A 17,954-nucleotide genomic window follows, 5' to 3' on the forward strand; every position below is an offset into this window, starting at 1 on the left:
GTAGACGCCGGCTTCCCCGGCGACCCACCAAGGAGATCCCCCATGTCCACCAGTGCCCCCGCCGGACGGCGAAGCGTGCTCGGCTCCCAGGACCGCGTCAAGACAGCAGTCGCCGCGGGCCTCGGCACCAGCGTCGAGAACTACGACTTCATCGCATACGGCACCGCCTCCGCGCTCTACTTCGGAGCGGTCTTCTTCCCCGAGAGCGACCGGTTCGTCGGCACCCTGCTCTCCTTCGCCACCCTCGCCGTCGGTTTCGTCATGCGGCCGCTCGGAGGAGCCATCGGCGGCTACTTCGCCGACAAGGTCGGCCGCAAACCCGTCCTCGTCACGGCGATGCTCGTCATGGGCGCCGCCACCTTCCTCATCGGCGCGCTGCCGACCTACGAACAGGTCGGTGTGCTCGCACCTCTCCTGCTCGTGGCCCTCCGCATGCTTCAGGGCCTGGCGTTCGGTGCCGAATGGGGCGGTGCGATCACCATGGCCTACGAGCACGCGCCGTGGCACCGCCGCGGCATGTTCGCCGCGATCCCCCAGTCCGGCAACCCCCTGGGCATCGCTTTGGCCAGCGGCGTGTTCGCGTGGAGTGACACCCTCAGCGGCAACTGGCAGTGGCGGACGCCCTTCCTGCTCAGCGCCGTCCTCGTGATCGTCGCGCTGATCGTACGTTCCCGTCTCACGGAATCCCCCGAATTCCAGGAGGCCCAGGCAAACGGGAAGACCGAGAAGAACCCGCTCCTCGCGACCCTGGCCGGCGACTGGCGCGGCATCCTTCGCGTCATCGCCTTGCGCGTCGTCGAATCCTTCGCCTACTACTCCACCGCGACCTACCTGCTCAACTACATCACCGAACGCCACCCCGACCTCAGGCCCGTGGCCCTCAGTGCGATCACCGCCGCCAGCGTCCTCGCCATCGCGGTCACCTTCCTTGCCGGCGCCCTCACCGACCGCATCGGACGGCGCCCCATCTACATCGCGGCCTGTACGGCGGCGATCCTCTTCGCCTTCCCGATGTATCTGCTCACCAACTCCGCCCAACCCGCCCTGGTGGTGACGGTGTTCATCATCGGCATCGGCCTCATCCACGCATCACTGACAGGAACCCAGGGCTCTCTGCTCACCGAGCAATTCCGCACCGCCACTCGTACCTCGGGCGCCTCGCTCGGCTACCAAGTCGCCGCGGCCATCGGCGGCTTCGCACCACTGCTCGCCGCAGCCCTGGTAGGTGCCTTCGGGTGGCCGGGCGCGGCGCTGCTCTATCTCGGCGCGGCCTTGATCGGCCTTGCCGGCATCCTCGCGACCAAGGAGACCTGGGGTCGCCAGGAGCGGGAGCGCGTGCTCCGCCTCGTTGCAGAAGAAGGCCATGCTCAGACCGCGGCCGGCACTCGGGTGAGCGCCGCCCTGCCGCCGTCGCCTGGCTCTCGGTGAGCTCGCTTCTGCACGTGGTGCATCGTGGTGTGCTCTCTGTGCCGTGTCGCCACTCGCCGACGGGGTCGGCAGCCGCGTCGCCGGGCTCAGTCCGGTCGTCATCGACCTGGCGGATCCGGACGACACCACGTGTGCCGTACACGCCGCGACCGCCAGACCGTGGGCCAGTGCGGCACGGGCGCGAGCCGTCCGATCCGGCTGGCCCCGTGCGGTTGCGCCTGTCCGTCGACTTGCGGTCATCACTCCAGCAGTCGAACGGAACGGGACAGGACCGGGTCCGCCGCCACGGGGGCAGCCTCGGTGCCTGCCTGTAGTCCACGGCGCCACAGCTGCTCCCCACCCGTGCGGGTAACTGCGGGGCAGTGGAGCCGCCTTGAGTGCCTGAAGCATCATCCACCCAGCTGACGAGCTCGTGCGCGGTAGGCAGGGAGGCGTCGAGGATGGTGGCAAGGCTTGTCGTTCACCTCTGCCGTGTCGGCGTCAGGTCGCCCTCGGCTCCGACACCGGCAGCGAGCCAGGCCTCGGCGCGCTCCAGGTCCATGTGCGAGGCCGGCTCGGGCGAACTCGTCAGGCCAGTCGCATGAACGGGAGCAGGAGCCGTCGTCGGCCAGTACCCGCTCGACGGTGATCCCGGCCAGGGAGAGGTAGGCGTGGGCCCGCTGCACCCTTCGTGTCAAGGACTGGTCGGGGCCGCCTCTACTTGATCAACCCAATAAGGTCGTCGATGCTTGTGACACCCGCGAGTGTGAGTGCAGAGACGGAGAGTCCTGCCATCGTCGTCCAGTACGTGGCGTTGGTGCTCTTTCCGACCTCTACATCTTTACGCAGGTGCTTTCCAGCCGTTGTAAGTACGTAGACGGGGCCGAAAAGGAGAGCCACGGCGGTCGTGATTTCCACCAGTGTGAGGTCCTCGTTCTCCCTTACCCCCATCGCGGATAGCACCTTGAAGGCCAGAACGCCTCCGACCACCACGCCAACCGTCCCCCAGATGTGACTGTCATCTCCACGGGAACCATTATCGTTTTGACTGTTCTTTTCACGTGTCATGCGCGTCCCCCCGGCCACGTCGATCAAAGTCCGAGTGTATCCAGGCTGACTGCTGCGCACCTCTCTGAACCGTTCCGGGTTCGGTAGGGACTCGATCATTTGAGAGGATCGAGTCATGGCACGTCCTTCCCCCTACCCGCTTGAGCTGCGTCGTCGTGCGGTGCGGATGGTCGCCGAGGTGCGGCCCGACTACGACACCGAGTGGGCCGCGATGAATGCGGTCGCGTCCAAGCTCGGGATCGGCACGACCGAGACGCTGCGCAAGTGGGTCCGGCAGGATCAGATCGATGCCGGCACCCGGCCGGGCACCACGAGCGAGGAGTCGGCCGAGCTGAAGGGGGTGAAGAAGGAGAACGCCGAGCTCAGGCGGGCGAACGAGATCCTCAAAGCTGCGGCGTCTTTCTTCGCGGCCGAGCTCGACCGGCCACACACGCGCTCGTAGCGTTCATCGACGAGCACCGGGACCGCTTCGGCGGGGTCGAGCCGATCTGCCGCGTGCTGAGCGCACACGACTGTAAGATCGCCCCTGCCACCTACTACGCCCATCACAAACGACGGGTCACGCCGTCCGCCAGGACCGTGCGGGACGCCGAGCTGAAGGAGCACATCAGCAAGGCCTTCGAGACCAACTACCGTGTCTACGGCGCGAGGAAGATCTGGCGGGAGCTGAACCGGCAGGGCCGCGCGGTGGCCCGCTGCACCGTCGAACGCCTGATGCGCGAGCTCGGCATCACCGGCGCCGTCCGCGGCCGGCGCGTGATCACCACGCTGCCCGGCGGACAGGCCGAGCGGGCCCCGGACCTCGTCGACCGCGACTTCGTCGCCGGCGCCCCGAACCGGTGCTGGGTCACGGATTTCACCCACGTGAAGACCTGGGCAGGTGTCGTCTACGTCGCCTTCGTCGTGAACACCTTCTCCCGCCGGATCGTCGGCTGGTCGGCAGCCGCCGTGAAGGAAACGGTCTTCGTGCTGGACGCCCTGGAGATGGCGCTGTGGCAACGAGACCGCGACCAACGCCCCGTTCAGCCCGGCGAGTTGGTACACCACTCGGATGCCGGGTCGCAATACACGAGTTTACGGCTCGCCGACCACCTGGACGCCGCCGGCATCGCCGCCTCCATCGGATCGGTCGGCGACGCCTACGACAACGCCCTGATGGAGAGCACGATCGGCCTGTTCAACGAACTGATCAAGCCCCGGCGGCCGTGGAAGACGTTGTCCGACGTCGAGCTCGCCACCGCCGAGTACGTCAACTGGTACAACCACCGGCGACTCCACGGTGAGATAGGCCACGTCCCACCGGTCGAATACGAGAACAAGCACTACCTCGCAACCGCGAAACCCCAGGTCACACCCAACGTCTGAGATCTCTACCGAACCCGGAACGGTTCAAAGGCCCATTTGTCCGTCATCCGCTACCGAGCGGGCGAGGATGTAGACGACCCCCTGTTTGGCCGGATCCCTTGGTATCGGGCATGGCTGGTGTGCCAGATGAAGGAGCGGGTAATGTCCTCCAGCGCACGGGCGTGCGCTGTGAGCGCGTTCGGAGAAGCGTGGGCAAGGTGTGTGATTCCTCGTCGGGCGACGGCTGCTTCGTTTTCACACATGCTGCTTGCGCGTGTGAAAGCCTCTTCGATGGTCCCGCCGTGCCGTGCGTGCAGCAGAGTGGGAAGGCTCAATGGCTGCCCGCGCCCTCGCTCCATCTCACGTTCGTAGGAGGCCAGGTCGTTGATCCAGCCTGCGAGATTGGCTACAGCGGTCTCCAGATTGCGTACCGCCGCCAGAGCTCGTTGGGTGTCCGTCAGTTCGTAGCCCAGGAGAATCTCTCCAGCGGCTGTGATGGTCTTGATGAAGACGGTGTGGGGACGCATCGCCAGATAGGTGGCAAGCGCAACCCCCTCTGGTTTTGCGACGTGGTGCGCCTCCCAGACCAGTGCCATGAGAGTGTCTCGCAGGCTTGCCGCAAGCCGGTGGTACGCGGCCGCGCTGGCACGAGCCCGGAACCGGGCAAGCAGGTCGTGCAGGACGGCAGGGAACGGGCTCATGGCGCGAGGCGGATTGCCGCCGGCCAGGACAAGCATCAGCTCGCTGGCGCGGTCGACAAGAGCTGCAGGACCCCCTACTCCGTTTCCCTCGGCGTGGACATCGTCGAACGCCGTGAGCCATAGGAGGAGTTCCGCGAACAGAAGAAGATCGTCCGCGTCCGCGGTGGGGAAGGTGCGCGATGCTCCGTGACTCGTGATGTTCACCAGAACCGCCTTGGCCTTGGCGGAAGGGAGCAGCGGGTGCTCTTCCAGCCAGTCCAGGAGCCGGTGCTCCGTGCGTTCACTGTGCGGTCCCGCCGGGAACGGCTCGGGGAAGGTGGCGGTGAAGTCCGGTAGAGGCAGCATCGTCCCCCCATCGTCGGTGTCGGTCATACAGCCTCCCGGTGGTGGCCGACGGGTGTCCGCGCCTGAGCGGACATGTGGAGCGTGGACGGGTGCAGGGTGATCGCTCCGACCGGCCGGACAGCGGGTCCCGGGACAGGCCGCAGCCGCCAGCGGGACGCGATCAGCGCCGTGATCAGGGTCGCTTCGGCCAGGGCGAACTCGTTGCCCATGCATTGCCGCTTCCCGGCGCCGAACGGTATGAAGGCCCCCTTCGGGGGTTGTGGACGCTCCGGCAGCCAGCGGTCGGGATCGAAACGGAGTGGGTCTGGGTACAGGGCGGGATCGCGGTGCAGAGTGTAGGGGCTCCACACGATATCTTCCCCGACCCGCAGGTCTGTGCCGCCGAGCCGGACGGGTTCGGTGGCTTGACGGGTCACCAGCCATGCCGGGCTGTACATGCGCAGACTCTCGTTGACCAGTCTGCGGGTGAAGGTGAGCTGTGTCAGAGTCTGAGCGGTCACGGGCTCGCTCGTGAGGACGGTGTCGACCTCGCTGTGCAGTTGCCGCTCCAGTTCCGGGTGACGGGCCAGCTCGTGGAAGAGCCAGGTCAAGGTGACTGCGGTGGTTTCCGAACCGGCGGCGAGCAGGCCCGTGACTTCGGACAGGATGTCCTCGTCGGCCAGCGGTGTACCGTCAGGGTCGCGGGTGTTCAGCAGCAGGGACACGACGTCGTCATAGGCGTCCGGGTGTGCCAGGTGGTCTGCGATGACCTCACTCACGGCGGTGCGCATCACGCGGCCGGCGCGCCGGGTCCGACGGTTTCCTGGGGTCGGTAGCCGTTCGAGCAGGGGTAGGGGGAGCAGGGCACGGCGGAGCGCTGCGGCGAACAGGGTGTCGACGCTCTTGAGGATCGCGTGCCCGGTGTCGCGGTTGGGGGTGGTGGAGAACAAGGCCGCCATGACGACGTTCTGTGTGATCAGCTGCATCTCGGTCTTCATGTCCAAGGGGCCCATGCCCTGCCATGCCGCGATCATCGGGTCCACGGTGGTGTACATGGTGCGGATGTAGGTGTCGATCTGCCGATGGTGGAACGCGGGCTGCATCAGCCGGCGGCGGGTCAGATGCCGGCTGCCTTCCGCGACCGGCAGGGCATCCTTGCCGAAGAGCTTCAGCTTCTCGAAAAGGAGCCCTTTGCTGAAGTGCTTCGATTGAGTGGTGAGCATCTCTTGGAGGAGGTTGGGGGAATTGATGACGGTCACGGCTTTCGGGCCGACTGAGATCCGCACGATCGGTCCGTGTTTGCGCAGGCTCTGCAGAAAAGCGAGACGGTTCCTTAGCAGGGGCACCGCGTGTCCGATGAGCGGTACACGTCCTGGCGCGTATGGCGGAACGTGAGGGGTGGCGTTCACGTGAAGTGCCTCCGTCGGTGGATCCGTGCTGAAGAAGGTGAGTCGGGGTGTTTCAGAGCTGGCGTGTCAGCAGTAGCTCGAGCGTGGCGGTCACTTCGGCCTGGGCCATGGCCTGGGGGGCGTAGAGGGTCTTGTCGTGCCAGAGGGCAGGGTGGTGGTGGCCGGACGAGCTGGAGGCATCGCGCAGGATGTGCTCGGCCCGCCTCAGCGCTGCGGTGGCATCGGGCCTTGCCGCGTGGTCCGTGGACTTGAGGAGGATGCACACGGCGTAGGCGGTCTCCTCGGCGGTGCTGTCCCAAACTCCCCAGGAGCCGTCGTCACGCTGGGTGGCCAGGACCCAGTCGGCAGCCGAGCGGACGGCCTCGCGGGTGGTCGGTCCGGTGTGTCCGGAGAGAGCGGTGACACACCGCTCGGTGGCGTAGTAGGGGGAGGTATGCCACTTGTCGTGCCAGGCGCCGTCGGGTTGCTGCCGGGCGAGGATCCAGTCCCGGGTGCCGTCCCTACGGGTCTGGAGCGCGTCACCTGTCGTGGGCCGGTGGCTCAGCCAGGCGGTGAGTGCCTGGAGGACGTGGGCGTTGGCTGTACTGGAGCCGGTGTCTTCGCCTACGTAGCAGTCGTAGTGGTCGCCGGCCTCGAAGGCGGCGAGCGGGGCGGGGTCACGGGGCACGCCGGCGAGGGCGGAAACCAGCACTGCCATGGCGGTGTCGTCGGCGTCGGGCAGCAGGCCCGGCGCACCGCGTACCCCGGTGGCGTCGTAGATCTCCGCCGCCCAGGTGCGGATCGAAGGCACACAGACGGTGGGTAGCCCGGGACGGGCCAGGGCGGTGGCGACCCAGAGCCGTTCGAAGACGGAGATCGGAGAAGCCTCCGGGAAGAGACCGTCATAGCGGTCCGCCACGGCGGTCAGTGCGGTGACCGCTTGTTCCCGGCCGGAGTCGGTTCCGGTGGCAAGCCAGGCGGCGGTGGCGGCGGGGGAACTTCCCAGCAGTCCGCCCGGGACGGAGGGCACCATCCGTCGCAGGTGGCGGGCGATGCCTTCGAAGGTGTGGTGCAGCTTGAGCGGCACACCGCCGGCTGCCCGGCACCGCTCGGCGATGCGCTCAGGCAGCGCCGCCTGGAATCCGCATGGCTGCGGCAGTCGCTGTCCGCGCGCCCACGGGCCGAGCCGGTGCTGGGCAGCGACCTCGGACTGGTTCAGGTGCTCGTTTATCAGGAGGACCAGGTCGGGGACGAGGATTTCGATGGCCGCGGTGTCCGGCCATCCACCCGTGCTGCACAGGTCACGCAGCGCGGTGAGCCCGGTGTCGGCGGCTGCGGCGAGCCGCTGGGGTGAGACGGCTGCTGCCGTGCCATTGCGCAGCGTCGACAGGAGGGCTTCTGTGACGGCGAGTGTCGGTAGCAGCCGGTAGGGTGCGGGACCCTCTCCCCAGCTGCCCGCGGGTGACTGCTGTTCCAGCAGCCACACCAGACGCCGTTCGTGTCCCTCCAGCCATGGTGCCCAGGAAGTGACCCGGGCAGTTTCGTATATCGAGGGACGGACATCGCCCCAAGCATCATTGCTGACCGACGCTACTAACTCTTGGGCCTTTTCCCCGTAGGTGCTGGTGCGGTCGGCCCGAGTTCGTGTTGTCCGGCGGTGTATGGAGTTCATGTGTTCCTTTCCGTAGCCATCCATACGAGCTGGCTCAGCGTTTCGGTGACGTTCTGCGGCAGGTCAGCTGTTTCGAGAGTGGCGAGAGCGGTGTCACGCCGGGATGCGATCATCTTTTCGACTCGGTGCCGGGCGCCGGTCGTCTCCAGGATGGTGCGGACCTGGTCGATGTCCTCAGCCTTCAGGTCCGGTCTGCCGAAGAGGGCTTGGAGTAGTCGCCGGTCGGCCCTGGGGGCGTCCCGGAACGCGAGAGCGAGGAGCACGGTGGCCTTGCCCTCGCGGAAGTCGTCTCCGACCGGCTTGCCGGTCTGTGCCGGATCACCGAAGAGACCAAGCAGGTCGTCGCGCAGCTGAAACGCTTCTCCCAAGGGAATGGCAAAGTCGGTGCACAACTGCAGTAGTTGCGGACCGCCGTCTGCGACAGAGATCCCCAGGTGCAGGGGCCGCTCCACGGTGTACTTCGCTGTCTTGTACCGGGCGACCCGCAGCGCGGCACTGACGTCTCCGGAGATCCGGCCAGTGGACAGCAGGTCAAGATACTGCCCGTAGACCAGCTCGGTGCGCATGCTGTCCACCAGTGGCAGGACTCGGCTTCGCGCACGGGCTTCCAGTCCCGCGTCGGCCAGCATCATGTCCGACCACACGAGCAGGAGGTCACCGAGGAGAATGGCGGCACTCCGGCCGTGTGCCTCGGCCCTGCCGCATTGCCCACCGGCTGTCACGTACACGGCGGACAGCGCGCGGTGGGCCGATGGGTGTCCACGACGGAAGTCGCTGTCGTCCATGACGTCGTCGTGGATCAGGGCGAACGTCTGGACCAGCTCCAGAGCGGCGGCGACGCGGAGGACGGTGCGGGAATCTCCGGGTGCTCCTCCGGCCTGCCATCCCGCCACACACAGCAACGGGCGCAGCCGCTTGCCGTGGGAGAACAGCAGCCGGCGGACGGTGGTGAAAAGGGGTGCGGTTTCCGGCCCGAGCGCTGACTGCTCCTGCTCGTCGACGAAGTCGGCAAGGACCGCGTCTACCTCGTCACGAACGGAAATAGGCGTCGGGATATCGGTGGTGCTCCGTACAGTCCCGGGCATCGATTGGCGTACCTTCCGTGAAGTGTGAACTCCATGCAGAGTCGCCCTTTTCCTTGCGGGCAGGCAGAACGCGGCCCCCGGGGTGTACATCCCGGGGGCGGTCGTTGGGCCAGCTGTTGGTGTTGGTGTTGGTGATGCGGATCAGGCGGACACGAAGACGCTACCCGTCGTTGTCCTCCGGGAATCCGGTGCCTGCGGAGTGAAACGGCAGGGGAGTGCGGTGAGCACGCGGTAGATGGGGCCCGGCTGGTAGGTCAGTGTGGCGGCCGGCACGGTGAGTTCGATGTCCGGCAGTCTGCCCATCAACCGCTCGATGGCCGCGACCGCGACCACAAGCACGATGTTCTCCGCGGGGCACGCGTGTGGTCCGGCAGCGAAGGCCAGGTGCGCCTTGTGGTCGGAGCGCTGTTCGTCGGGCACCTGATTGGCGTGGGGGCAGGTGTTGACCGCAGCGTAGGAGACCATGACAGGGTCTCCTGTCTCGATGGCGCGTCCGTGGAAGGTGAGGGGGCGCCGGGCTCGGTGGAGGCTGTACATGGCCAGGGGAGGGTCTTCCCAGAGTACCTCGTCGATGGCGTGCCGGATGGGCAGACTCCCGGTGGTGAGGGTGCCCCGGTACCGCTGGTCGGAGAGGGTTCGCGCGAGGGTGTTGGCGATCAGGCCGGCCAGCGTGCCGTATGCGGCGCCCTGAGTGATGAGTACTTGGTTGATCACCTCCTCCGGGCTGAGTCCGTGCGGGTGGTCGATGAAGTAGGAGGTGAGGTCGCGGCCGCGCCGGGCACTCTTCATGGCGAAGAGGCCACCCAGGTAGGCCGTGAGGGCCTGCTCTCCTGCCTCCTTTGCTTGAGGGACGGTGCTCATCAGCGCCTCGATTGCCGACATGAGGTGGTCCGCGCCCTCGTCCGGCATGCCGAACAGGGTGTTCAGGACCATGAGCGGCAGCCTGCGGGCGTACTGGGCGACCAGGTCGGCCCGTCCGGTGTGGGCGAATTCGTCGAGGAGGGTGTCGGCGTGGCGCCGGGTCACCTCGCGCAGGTGCTGGGGGTCGAGCAGGGCGAAACTGTCGGTGATGACCTTCCGCAGATGTGCGTGCTCCTCGCCGTCTGCGAAGAACAGACTGGGACGCCACTGCAGGGGCTCCTTGACCGGGCTGTTCGCCGGCACAGTCGTGTCCCAGCCGCGGATGTCCTTGGTCCAGTTGTCGGAGTCCTGGAGCAGGTCGAGGGCGGCCCGGTAGTCGGTGATCACCCATACAACGAGTCCGGGATCAATCTCGGCACGGCCCACCGGGCCCTGCGCTCGCAGTAGTTCGTAGCTGCGCTGGGGGTCGGCAGCGTGTTCCGGTCCGTACAGCGGAACGGCCTCGGGGGCGGCGGTCACCGGCTGCCTCCGGAACGCGATACGAGATGGGCGGCCAGCGCCCGCAGTGCGTTGAGGCTTGAGTCCCAGTCGCGTGCGTCGCATATGACCAAGGGCGTGTGATCCTCTATGTCGAGCTTGAGGCGGAGCGTCTCCGCGTCGTAGGCGGGGGAGTCGGGGAACTGGTTCACGGCGACGGCGTAGTCCAGGCCGCTCTCTTCTATGAGGTCCATGACCTCGAAGGAGTCGGCCAGCCTCCGGGTGTCGACGATGACCAGCGCGCCCAGGGCGCCACGGGCGTAGTCGCTCCAGAGGGGCTTGAAGCGCCGCTGGCCGGGCGTGCCGAACAAGTACAGGACGATGCGCCCTTGGGAGATCGTGAGACGGCCGAAGTCGATGGCCACCGTGGTGGTTTTCTTGTCCGTCACCGAGAGCTCGTCGATGTCGGCTGCCGCGTCCGTCATCACCTCCTCGGTGTGGAGGCTCGGAATCTCCGAGAGCGTCTGGATCATTGTGGTCTTGCCGATACCGAAGGGCCCGGCCACCAGGATCTTCACCCGTTGCTGGTTGGTATTCGGCAGGTAGACCGGTGTGCTAGAGGGCGAGGAGCCCATGCATAACCTCCTCGAGGAGGGCCCTGCTGGGCCGTCCGGCATTCGTGCGGGGAGCAAGGGCGTCAGGAAGCGGTGCGGCAGCGCGCAGGTGGCCGTCCGACACCAGCTGTGCGGCGAGCATCTTCACCACGCCGACCGGAAGACGCAGATAGCCCGCGATCTCCATCACCGTCAGTCCGCCGTCACTGACCAGGTCGAGAAGCCGCTGATGAGCGGGCGTGTGATGAGGCAGCGCGGACCGGCCGGTGCCCGTTAACGCGGTCAGTTCCTCGAGCGCGCTGTGTTCGGGTGCGCTGACGCCTCCGGTCGCCAGGTAGCTGGGGACCAGTCGTCGCGCCGGGCCCGGGCTCATGATGCCGGGCCCTGAGAGCGCGTCGGTACCGACATCAGCGCCTCACCGAGGTTCTTCGCCTGACGTGCCAGGGTGTGCGCGACGATGTTCATCGGCACCTCGGTGCCGAAGGAAGCGGCGATGAACGCGTTGGCTCCGCCGGCGGGCATGACCATGAGTGTTCCGCAGCCGTCGAGCTGGACTGTGACGGTGGAGATCGGGGTTTCCTCCGGGGCTTCGAGCGATACAACGGCCGCCGCCCGTGCGGCACCGTGCAGAGCTGACACCATCGCTGCCATGCCTTCGGACTCGTCCCGGCCGAGGCTGCCCGAGGCCCCCACCACAATGCCGTCGGCGGAAAGAATCAGCGCATGCCGCACGCCGATCTCGGTGATCGGTTCCAGGACCCAGGACGGGTCAGGGATCTGCTGGCTGAGAGTTGACTGGCTCAAGACTTGTCCTTGTTCTCGGAATCGGTGTCGTCACGTCCGGCGGCAACTGCCTGCTCGAAGTCACCCCACGCGGTACCGGCCTCCTCCGGGTCCACCGGTCGAGCCGCACGGGTCAATGAGCGGCTACGTGAGGACCCGCTCCGGCGGCGACGCTGGGGCAGCGCACTGGCGTCTCTCGGAGACGGCGCACTGACATCACGCAATCCCTCCGCGGGCTCTGCCGGTACTGCGGCGACGGGAGGAACCGGCGTGCGGGGGGCGGGGACCGGCATGGCCGCCATCGCCGACGGCGGCTCCGCCGTCTCATCGATCGTGGTCAGCAGGTGCTTCGGAATGGCCAGTACGGCACGAACCCCGCCATAGGGCGAGACCTGGTCCACCGACACGTGGAAGCCGTGGTCGGCGACCAGCTGTCCGATGGCCGCAAAACCCAGAGCCGGTGGGTCGCCCAGCTCAGTGATCAGCAGGTTGGCGGCATTCTCGCCCGACACCAGCCGCGCACCGCGCGCGACTGCCTCGCGTGTCATGCCTTTGCCCGCATCGTCGATCTGGATGCACACACTGCCGTTGTCCGTCTGCAGCAGGGTGACCTCGACCGCCAGATCGCCACGCGAGGACTCCAGGGCGTTCGCCATCAGCTCGGCACAGGCCACCGCCACCGGTTCGGCGGCCCGCCCGACAATGCCCACTCCGCCGGACGGCAGTTTCGTGTGGACCTGGATCCGCTCGAATCCATGCAGACGCGACGTGGCCCCCGCGACGACGTCCGGGAGGTGGGTGTCCGGCCGGACCAACCCAGGCCACGAACCACTCACGATGGCCGCCTTCTGCACGAGACGGAGAACCTGCTCGTTGAGCTGGTCGATGCGGAAGTACTCCTTGAGGACCTCCGGGTCACGGCAGTCGCGCTGCAGCTCGTCGATGAGCGTCTGCAGCCGGAAGCTCTGCGCCTGAATGGCTGTGCAGGCTCCACGGAGCGCAGCCCGAGCAGCGGAGTCGATACGGCCTCGTTCACTGACCAATGTCTCCACGAACAAGTCGTGTACGGCCTGAATCTGGGCCGCGTAATCGCTGCCGTCGTTCAGCAGAGCGCCAGGAACGGGATGGTGATCACTGATCAGGTGGAGAGCCGCAGCCGGAAGTCGGCTGTTCACAAGGTGGCGCAGTTCCTCTAACTGCGCCTTCTCACGGGCCTGGAGGGCCGCCAATGCCTGGTTCTGCTCGTCGTTTTGCCGGCTCAGTGCCGCATAGCGACGTGACAGGACCGCGCGGGATCTGGCCAGAGCCGCCACGGCCACGGCGCCCACGACGGTTGTCGCGCCCAACACCGCAACAGCGGCTTCGGGATTCGAGGTCACGGACAGGAGTCCTTGGAGAGTAGGAGCCAACTGCCTGACGACATCGAACAACGAAGAGATGTCCAGGCTCGACAGGCAGACTTGGCGCTGCGGGCAAGGTAAAGGCACGTCCGTCCGGCCGTCGTGTGAGGCGGCCAGCTTCCCCAAGCACCATGCCCTCAAGACACCTGTTCGTGGCGAGCTCGCACCGAAGGACGGTAAGCGGACACACCAGGTGAAATGGGATTAACGGGATGGAGGACATTACGCTCCGGACGGCAAAGGTCAGCTGATGCGAAATAGTACTCATATAATGATCAGCTGGTGCCGTGTTCACGCAGCGTCCACAACGCTGCCCTGAGCAGGGCGCGCAACTGTCGACGGACATCGCCGTTGAAGACCCGCAGAAGCTCTCCGACACTGACGCGGTGACAGCAGGGCACGGGCGCAACGGGCATGACGGTCAGGCAGCGGGCCAGACGCCCTGCAGCAGGCGGCCCCGCGCGCCGCGTGTAAGGGACGGCGTAGGCGGCGCCGACCGCCGCGAGGCTGCTCAGCGCTCCCATCCCAGCTCGCTGTAGGAGCGGCTGGCCCGGCTGCCCTTCGATCGCGACACGGGTGTGGGGGACGACCGGCTCCGGCAGGTCCTTCAGGCGGGGCACCGGTCGGGTTCGTGTTCCTCGGGGGGTGCCTTACCAGTGGCGGGGGGCGGAAGAAGAGCTGGATTCTCGGCGGGGCCCCGGGCCGGTCCACCGTGTGCACCGTGTGGACGAGCTCAAGGTCGGCCGGATCGATGACCAGCCCGGCCTTCTCGAACGCGTCGCTGGCAAGACCGGCGGCCGCCGCCTCCGCCTCCAGGTGTCCGGCGAGGGCGTGCCACCATCCGCCCGCGTACGCCGAGTCCGGGTGCCGCAGCCCCAGCAGGACCTTGCCGCCGCCCTCCAGGTGGAGGTGAACGCCGACGATGTGCAGCACGGTCCCGGCCGGGGCGTCGTCGGGCAGAGGACGCGCCGCGGCCGGGGGCTCTTCCACGGCGGGTGTTCGGCCGGGTGGCGGCAGACCAGGTCTCCGAGTCCGGTGCTGAGCCGGAGCCGGTCCAGGACCCGTCATCGGCACGCAACCAGCGACCATTGCTGCTGTTCTGCGCAGAGTCCGGTAGCCATCAGGTGTACCCGGAGGGCGATGGCACAGTCCCTTCCGCTTCGCGAGGTTGGCGTGCAGGCAAGCGCTGCAGGCTCGCTTCAAGGTCGTCGAGGGCTTGCCGCGCGGTTGTGATGCGCTCGCGCAGTTCACGGGCCTCGTCCAACGTCGTGGCAGGGGGCGGCTCGGCCGGCGTGCGCGTCTCGTCCTGCACTCGCTCCAGTTCGCGGGCCTCGTCCAGGGAGCTGATGACGACGCCGATGAGGACGTTGACGAGGACGAAGGAAGCGAGCAGGACGTAGGAGGCGTAGTAGAGGATGCTCCAGCGGGAGATTTCCAGGCCGGCGTGGACAGCGTCGCCGAGTCCGTCGAGGGTCATGAGGAGGAAGAGGGTGAGCACGGCGCGGCCGAGGGAGCCGAAGTGCCCGGGGTCGTGGTCGGCGAAGAAGACCCAGCCGACCATCGCGTAGACGTACAGCAGCAGAGCGCCGACGATCAGGAAGCTGAAGGTGCCGGGGAGGCTGCGGCCGACCGCGATCATGAAGGTGCGCAGTTGGGGCAGGAAGCGCGCGGTGCGCAGGACGCGCGCCAGGCGCAGCAGCCGCAGAACGGTGCCGTTCTCGCGGACGACGGGCAGGAATGCCGAGACCACGACGGCCAGGTCGAACAGGTTCCACGGGTCGCGGAAGAAGTCTCGGGGGCGGTCGGCGTGCGCGCAGGCTCGCAAGAGTATCTCGACCGTGAAAGCGGCCAGGCAGAGGTGTTCGGCGAGGCGTAACCACTTGTACCAGCCCTCGGCGACTCCGCTGTAGGTCTCCGCTCCCAGCAGTGCCGCGTTGGCGAGGATCAGGCAGAGCACGGTGAGGGCGAACCATCGCGCCTGCGTGAGGGCGCGGGCACGTGCCGCCAGCCTCCGGCGGGAGGGCCGCCACACCTTGGCCGTAGGGTCGTGGTGGTCGGTCATCTGGCTGTACCTGTTCCTTCGCGCAGCACGGCATTCCCGGCCAACCGGGCGGAAGACGGGCCTGTTGAGCGATTACGCTCCAGGAGAGACTTCTACAGCACTGTAGATGCCCGCGGCGCGCAGGGGGCGGCTCGGCGCGGGACTCCGCCGCTCACACCCCCGAGCACCCGATGCCTGATCCGTCACCGCCCGGCAGACGCTGCGAGGGGGCGGGCATGCTGCCGGCCCTCTCGCAGCGTTCTTCGCCCGGGAGGTCAGGCCGTCTGGGGCTGGAGGTAGCGGGCGAGCAGGTCGTCCAGGCTGACCAGGCCGGTGAGGCGGCCGGTGTCGTCGCGGACGAGTGCGAGTGAGGCGCGGTGTCGGCGGAGCAGATCGATGGCGTCCGCCACGGTGGCGTCCGCGGTCAGCTCGGGCACGGGGCGGGCCAGGGCGCGGGCGCTGACGGTACGGCCCCGAGCGCGGGCGACCAGCGCGTCGCGGGCGTGGAGGGAGCCGAGGACCGTGCTGCCGTCGCGGACCAGTAGCCGGGTGCGGTCGTGGTGGGCGGCGGTGCGCAGGATGTCGTCGATGCCTGTGTCGCCGTCGATCGAGGTGATCTCGGCGGCCGGGACCATGAGGTCGCTCACCGGGGTCTGGGGCTCGGTCAGTGAGCGGGTGATCAGCTCGGAGTCAGATGCGCTGATCAGGCCGAGCCGCTGCGACTCCTCGACCAGGTGGGTCAGTTGTTCGCGGTTGTGGACCGAGGTCAGCTCGTCGCGCGGGCTGACCCGGCACAGCCGGACCAGGGCGTTGCTGACCCGGTTCAGCACCCCGATCAGCGGCCGTACCGACTTCACCGCGGCACGGAAGAGCGGGGAGAGGAGCATCGCGGAGCGTTCGGGGTGGGCGATGGCCCAGGACTTGGGTGCCATCTCGCCGACCACCATGTGCAGGAACACCACGACGATCATCGCGACGGCGAACGCCACGCCGTAGCTGAGCGCGCTGGGCAGGCCCAGGGTGTGCAGCAGCGGGTCGAGTTCGTGGGAGATCGCGGGCTTGGAGACCGAGCCCAGGCCCAGCGTGCACACGGTGATGCCGAGCTGGGCTCCGGCCAGCATCAGCGACAGCTCGCGCATCCCGGCCAGCGCCGCCTTGGCGCCGCGCTGACCGGCGGCTGCGGCCTTCTCCATCCGGTGCCGCTTGGCGGCAACCAGGGCGAACTCCGCGGCGACGAAGAAGGCGCTGCCGATCAGCAGCAGGACGGTGGCGAAGAGCGCCATCGGGAAACTCATGCCTGCTCCTCCTCGCGCTCACGCGCAGGCAGTCGTTCGAGGTGGACCCGCTCCGGTACGTGCCGATCGAGGGCGGTTACGTCGATCACCGCACGGCCGCCGTCGGGCAGGCTGACGGTCAGCCGGTCGCCGATGGCCGGGAAGCGGCCGAGACGGTCGATGACCAGGCCGGCCACGGTGTCGTAGTCCTCCTCCTGGGGAAGGTCGATGCCGGTGGCGTCGGCGATCTCGTCGAGGCGGCGTCCGGCGTCCACCAGCCAGCCCGTGCCGTCGGGGACGGCCAGGTCGGTGACGGTGTCGCTCTCGTCGGCGATGTCACCGACGAGTTCCTCGGCGATGTCCTCATAGGTGACGATGCCCGCCACCCCGCCGTGTTCGTCCAGGACCACGGCGAACTCGTCGTCCAGCTCGCGCATTTGCCTCACGGCGTCCGGCAGCGGCAGCGTGTCCGGCAGCAAAAGCGGCCTGCGGGCGAGCGCGCCCGCGGTGGCGGTGGCGAGGTGGTCGGCGGGCAGCCGCATCAGCTCGCGCACGCCCAGGACGGCGGCGACATCGTCCGGGTGATCGCCCAGCACGGGGTAGGCGGAGTGGCCGTGCTTGCCGATCAGCCCGACCGCTTCGGTTGCCGTGGCGTCCTTGCGGACGAAGACGGCGTCCACGCGCGGCACCATCACCTCACCGAGGGTCCGCTCAGAGAACTCCAGGGCGTGGTCGATCAGGTCGGCGGTGTCCTTGGGCAGCTCGCCCTGCTCGTGGGACTCGCCGACCAGATGGCCGAGTTCCTCCAGGGTGGCGCCGTGGTGCAGTTCCTCGACGGGCTCGATGCCGACCTTGCGTAGCAGCCGGTTCGCCGCGCCGTCGAAGACACGCACCGCCGGGCCGACGACCTTCAGATAGGCCAGCGTGGAGGCGGCCAGGGACTTCGCCAGCCGCTCCGGCACAGCAATCGCGAGGTTCTTCGGCGCCAGTTCGCCCAGCACCATCTGCACGATGGTGGCCAGTACGAAGGCGAGCACGACAGAGACACCGGAGACGGCGCCCTCGGGAATGCCGATGCCGGTCAGAACGGGTCTTGTCAGCGCGGACACGGATGGCTCGGCAATGAAACCGACGACCAGGCCGGTCACGGTGATGCCCAGCTGGGCGCCGGACAGCATGAACGACAGCCGCTCCAGCACCTTCAGGGCGCGGGCCGCCTTCTTGTCCCCGGCCTCGGCTTCGCGGGTGAGGGCGAGCCGGTCGGCGGAGACGTACGCGAACTCCTGGGCCACGAAGTAGCCAGTACCTGCGGTGAGGACGAAGACGGCCAGCAGGCCGAGTACGGCATTCGCGTAACTCATCGAACACCACCCCGCCGCGTACCACGATCGAGACAATCACTTGAAATCCGAGGGGATGGCCGGGGACTGCGCCCCGGGGAGTCCGTCGGTGTGGCGGACACGGGCCTGCTCCTTGAGTCGATGTGCGGGAGGCAAACGATGGTGACGGAGTATG

At 67.7% G+C, this 17,954-nt stretch carries 15 protein-coding genes; 2 read left to right on the forward strand and 13 right to left on the reverse strand.

All coding sequences use genetic code 11. The annotated features are described in order from the left end of the window. The first annotated feature begins 42 nt into the window (after positions 1–42). On the forward strand, positions 43–1,428 hold the full coding sequence (locus tag ACQY0Z_RS31190; protein ID WP_210634948.1) for an MFS transporter: 1,386 nt from the start codon (positions 43–45) through the stop codon (positions 1,426–1,428). A 696-nt stretch (positions 1,429–2,124) separates the two neighbouring features. On the opposite strand, the gene ACQY0Z_RS31195 is transcribed toward ACQY0Z_RS31190, so the two are convergent. Then, the gene (locus ACQY0Z_RS31195) at positions 2,125–2,493 is read right to left on the reverse strand and encodes a hypothetical protein (protein ID WP_234008137.1); all 369 of its coding nucleotides are present in this window, start codon (positions 2,491–2,493) and stop codon (positions 2,125–2,127) included. 97 nt (positions 2,494–2,590) lie between these two features. Here ACQY0Z_RS31195 and ACQY0Z_RS31200 point away from each other — a divergent pair. Beyond that, positions 2,591–3,840 (forward strand): IS3 family transposase gene (locus tag ACQY0Z_RS31200; RefSeq protein ID WP_106432511.1). Its coding sequence is split into 2 segments (ribosomal slippage): positions 2,591–2,873 and positions 2,873–3,840, totalling 1,251 coding nucleotides; the frame shifts between segments, so codons are not numbered across the junction. A gap of 50 nt (positions 3,841–3,890) precedes the next feature. On the opposite strand, the gene ACQY0Z_RS31205 is transcribed toward ACQY0Z_RS31200, so the two are convergent. The 12 genes from ACQY0Z_RS31205 to ACQY0Z_RS31260 all read right to left on the reverse strand — a co-directional run bounded on the left by ACQY0Z_RS31205 (position 3,891) and on the right by ACQY0Z_RS31260 (position 17,800). After that, positions 3,891–4,892, reverse strand: a complete 1,002-nt coding sequence (locus ACQY0Z_RS31205) for a terpene synthase family protein (protein ID WP_254585451.1) — start codon at positions 4,890–4,892, stop codon at positions 3,891–3,893. Beyond that, the gene (locus tag ACQY0Z_RS31210; protein WP_337662756.1) at positions 4,889–6,253 is read right to left on the reverse strand and encodes a cytochrome P450; all 1,365 of its coding nucleotides are present in this window, start codon (positions 6,251–6,253) and stop codon (positions 4,889–4,891) included. Before ACQY0Z_RS31210 ends, ACQY0Z_RS31205 begins: the two co-directional genes overlap by 4 nt. A gap of 52 nt (positions 6,254–6,305) precedes the next feature. Next, the gene (locus ACQY0Z_RS31215; RefSeq protein WP_019525555.1) at positions 6,306–7,718 is read right to left on the reverse strand and encodes a prenyltransferase/squalene oxidase repeat-containing protein; all 1,413 of its coding nucleotides are present in this window, start codon (positions 7,716–7,718) and stop codon (positions 6,306–6,308) included. Between the two features lie 182 nt (positions 7,719–7,900). Beyond that, positions 7,901–8,989: a polyprenyl synthetase family protein gene (locus tag ACQY0Z_RS31220; protein ID WP_019525554.1), complete on the reverse strand. Its 1,089-nt coding sequence runs from the start codon at positions 8,987–8,989 to the stop codon at positions 7,901–7,903. 141 nt (positions 8,990–9,130) lie between these two features. Beyond that, entirely contained in the window at positions 9,131–10,369 is a 1,239-nt protein-coding gene (locus ACQY0Z_RS31225; protein WP_439813192.1) for a cytochrome P450, read from the reverse strand. Further along, positions 10,366–10,962 carry a GTP-binding protein gene (locus tag ACQY0Z_RS31230; RefSeq protein ID WP_019525552.1) on the reverse strand — a complete coding sequence of 199 codons (597 nt, stop codon included), beginning with the start codon at positions 10,960–10,962 and terminating at the stop codon, positions 10,366–10,368. Before ACQY0Z_RS31230 ends, ACQY0Z_RS31225 begins: the two co-directional genes overlap by 4 nt. After that, positions 10,943–11,314: a DUF742 domain-containing protein gene (locus ACQY0Z_RS31235; protein WP_019525551.1), complete on the reverse strand. Its 372-nt coding sequence runs from the start codon at positions 11,312–11,314 to the stop codon at positions 10,943–10,945. The genes ACQY0Z_RS31230 and ACQY0Z_RS31235 overlap by 20 nt, the downstream gene beginning before the upstream one ends. Continuing rightward, complete coding sequence (locus tag ACQY0Z_RS31240; RefSeq protein ID WP_019525550.1) at positions 11,311–11,745, reverse strand: roadblock/LC7 domain-containing protein; 435 nt, start codon at positions 11,743–11,745, stop codon at positions 11,311–11,313. Before ACQY0Z_RS31240 ends, ACQY0Z_RS31235 begins: the two co-directional genes overlap by 4 nt. After that, positions 11,742–13,103 carry a sensor histidine kinase gene (locus ACQY0Z_RS31245; RefSeq protein ID WP_381726820.1) on the reverse strand — a complete coding sequence of 454 codons (1,362 nt, stop codon included), beginning with the start codon at positions 13,101–13,103 and terminating at the stop codon, positions 11,742–11,744. The genes ACQY0Z_RS31240 and ACQY0Z_RS31245 overlap by 4 nt, the downstream gene beginning before the upstream one ends. A gap of 1,141 nt (positions 13,104–14,244) precedes the next feature. Beyond that, the gene (locus tag ACQY0Z_RS31250; protein ID WP_381726819.1) at positions 14,245–15,186 is read right to left on the reverse strand and encodes an ion transporter; all 942 of its coding nucleotides are present in this window, start codon (positions 15,184–15,186) and stop codon (positions 14,245–14,247) included. A gap of 254 nt (positions 15,187–15,440) precedes the next feature. Then, positions 15,441–16,460 carry a hemolysin family protein gene (locus ACQY0Z_RS31255; protein WP_210634936.1) on the reverse strand — a complete coding sequence of 340 codons (1,020 nt, stop codon included), beginning with the start codon at positions 16,458–16,460 and terminating at the stop codon, positions 15,441–15,443. Further along, positions 16,457–17,800: a hemolysin family protein gene (locus ACQY0Z_RS31260; protein WP_439813193.1), complete on the reverse strand. Its 1,344-nt coding sequence runs from the start codon at positions 17,798–17,800 to the stop codon at positions 16,457–16,459. Before ACQY0Z_RS31260 ends, ACQY0Z_RS31255 begins: the two co-directional genes overlap by 4 nt. Positions 17,801–17,954: the final 154 nt, after the last annotated feature.

It is taken from the genome of Streptomyces sp. P9-2, from assembly GCF_051903975.1.
Lineage (GTDB): Bacteria > Actinomycetota > Actinomycetes > Streptomycetales > Streptomycetaceae > Streptomyces > Streptomyces cellulosae.

Coding starts and splice junctions, on each gene's coding strand:
- ACQY0Z_RS31190 (WP_210634948.1), top strand. CDS start 43: ATGTCCACCAGTGCCCCCGCCGGACGGCGAAGCGTGCTCGGCTCCCAG.
- ACQY0Z_RS31205 (WP_254585451.1), bottom strand. CDS start 4,892: ATGACCGACACCGACGATGGGGGGACGATGCTGCCTCTACCGGACTTC.
- ACQY0Z_RS31220 (WP_019525554.1), bottom strand. CDS start 8,989: ATGCCCGGGACTGTACGGAGCACCACCGATATCCCGACGCCTATTTCC.
- ACQY0Z_RS31230 (WP_019525552.1), bottom strand. CDS start 10,962: ATGGGCTCCTCGCCCTCTAGCACACCGGTCTACCTGCCGAATACCAAC.
- ACQY0Z_RS31235 (WP_019525551.1), bottom strand. CDS start 11,314: ATGAGCCCGGGCCCGGCGCGACGACTGGTCCCCAGCTACCTGGCGACC.
- ACQY0Z_RS31250 (WP_381726819.1), bottom strand. CDS start 15,186: ATGACCGACCACCACGACCCTACGGCCAAGGTGTGGCGGCCCTCCCGC.
- ACQY0Z_RS31255 (WP_210634936.1), bottom strand. CDS start 16,460: ATGAGTTTCCCGATGGCGCTCTTCGCCACCGTCCTGCTGCTGATCGGC.
- ACQY0Z_RS31260 (WP_439813193.1), bottom strand. CDS start 17,800: ATGAGTTACGCGAATGCCGTACTCGGCCTGCTGGCCGTCTTCGTCCTC.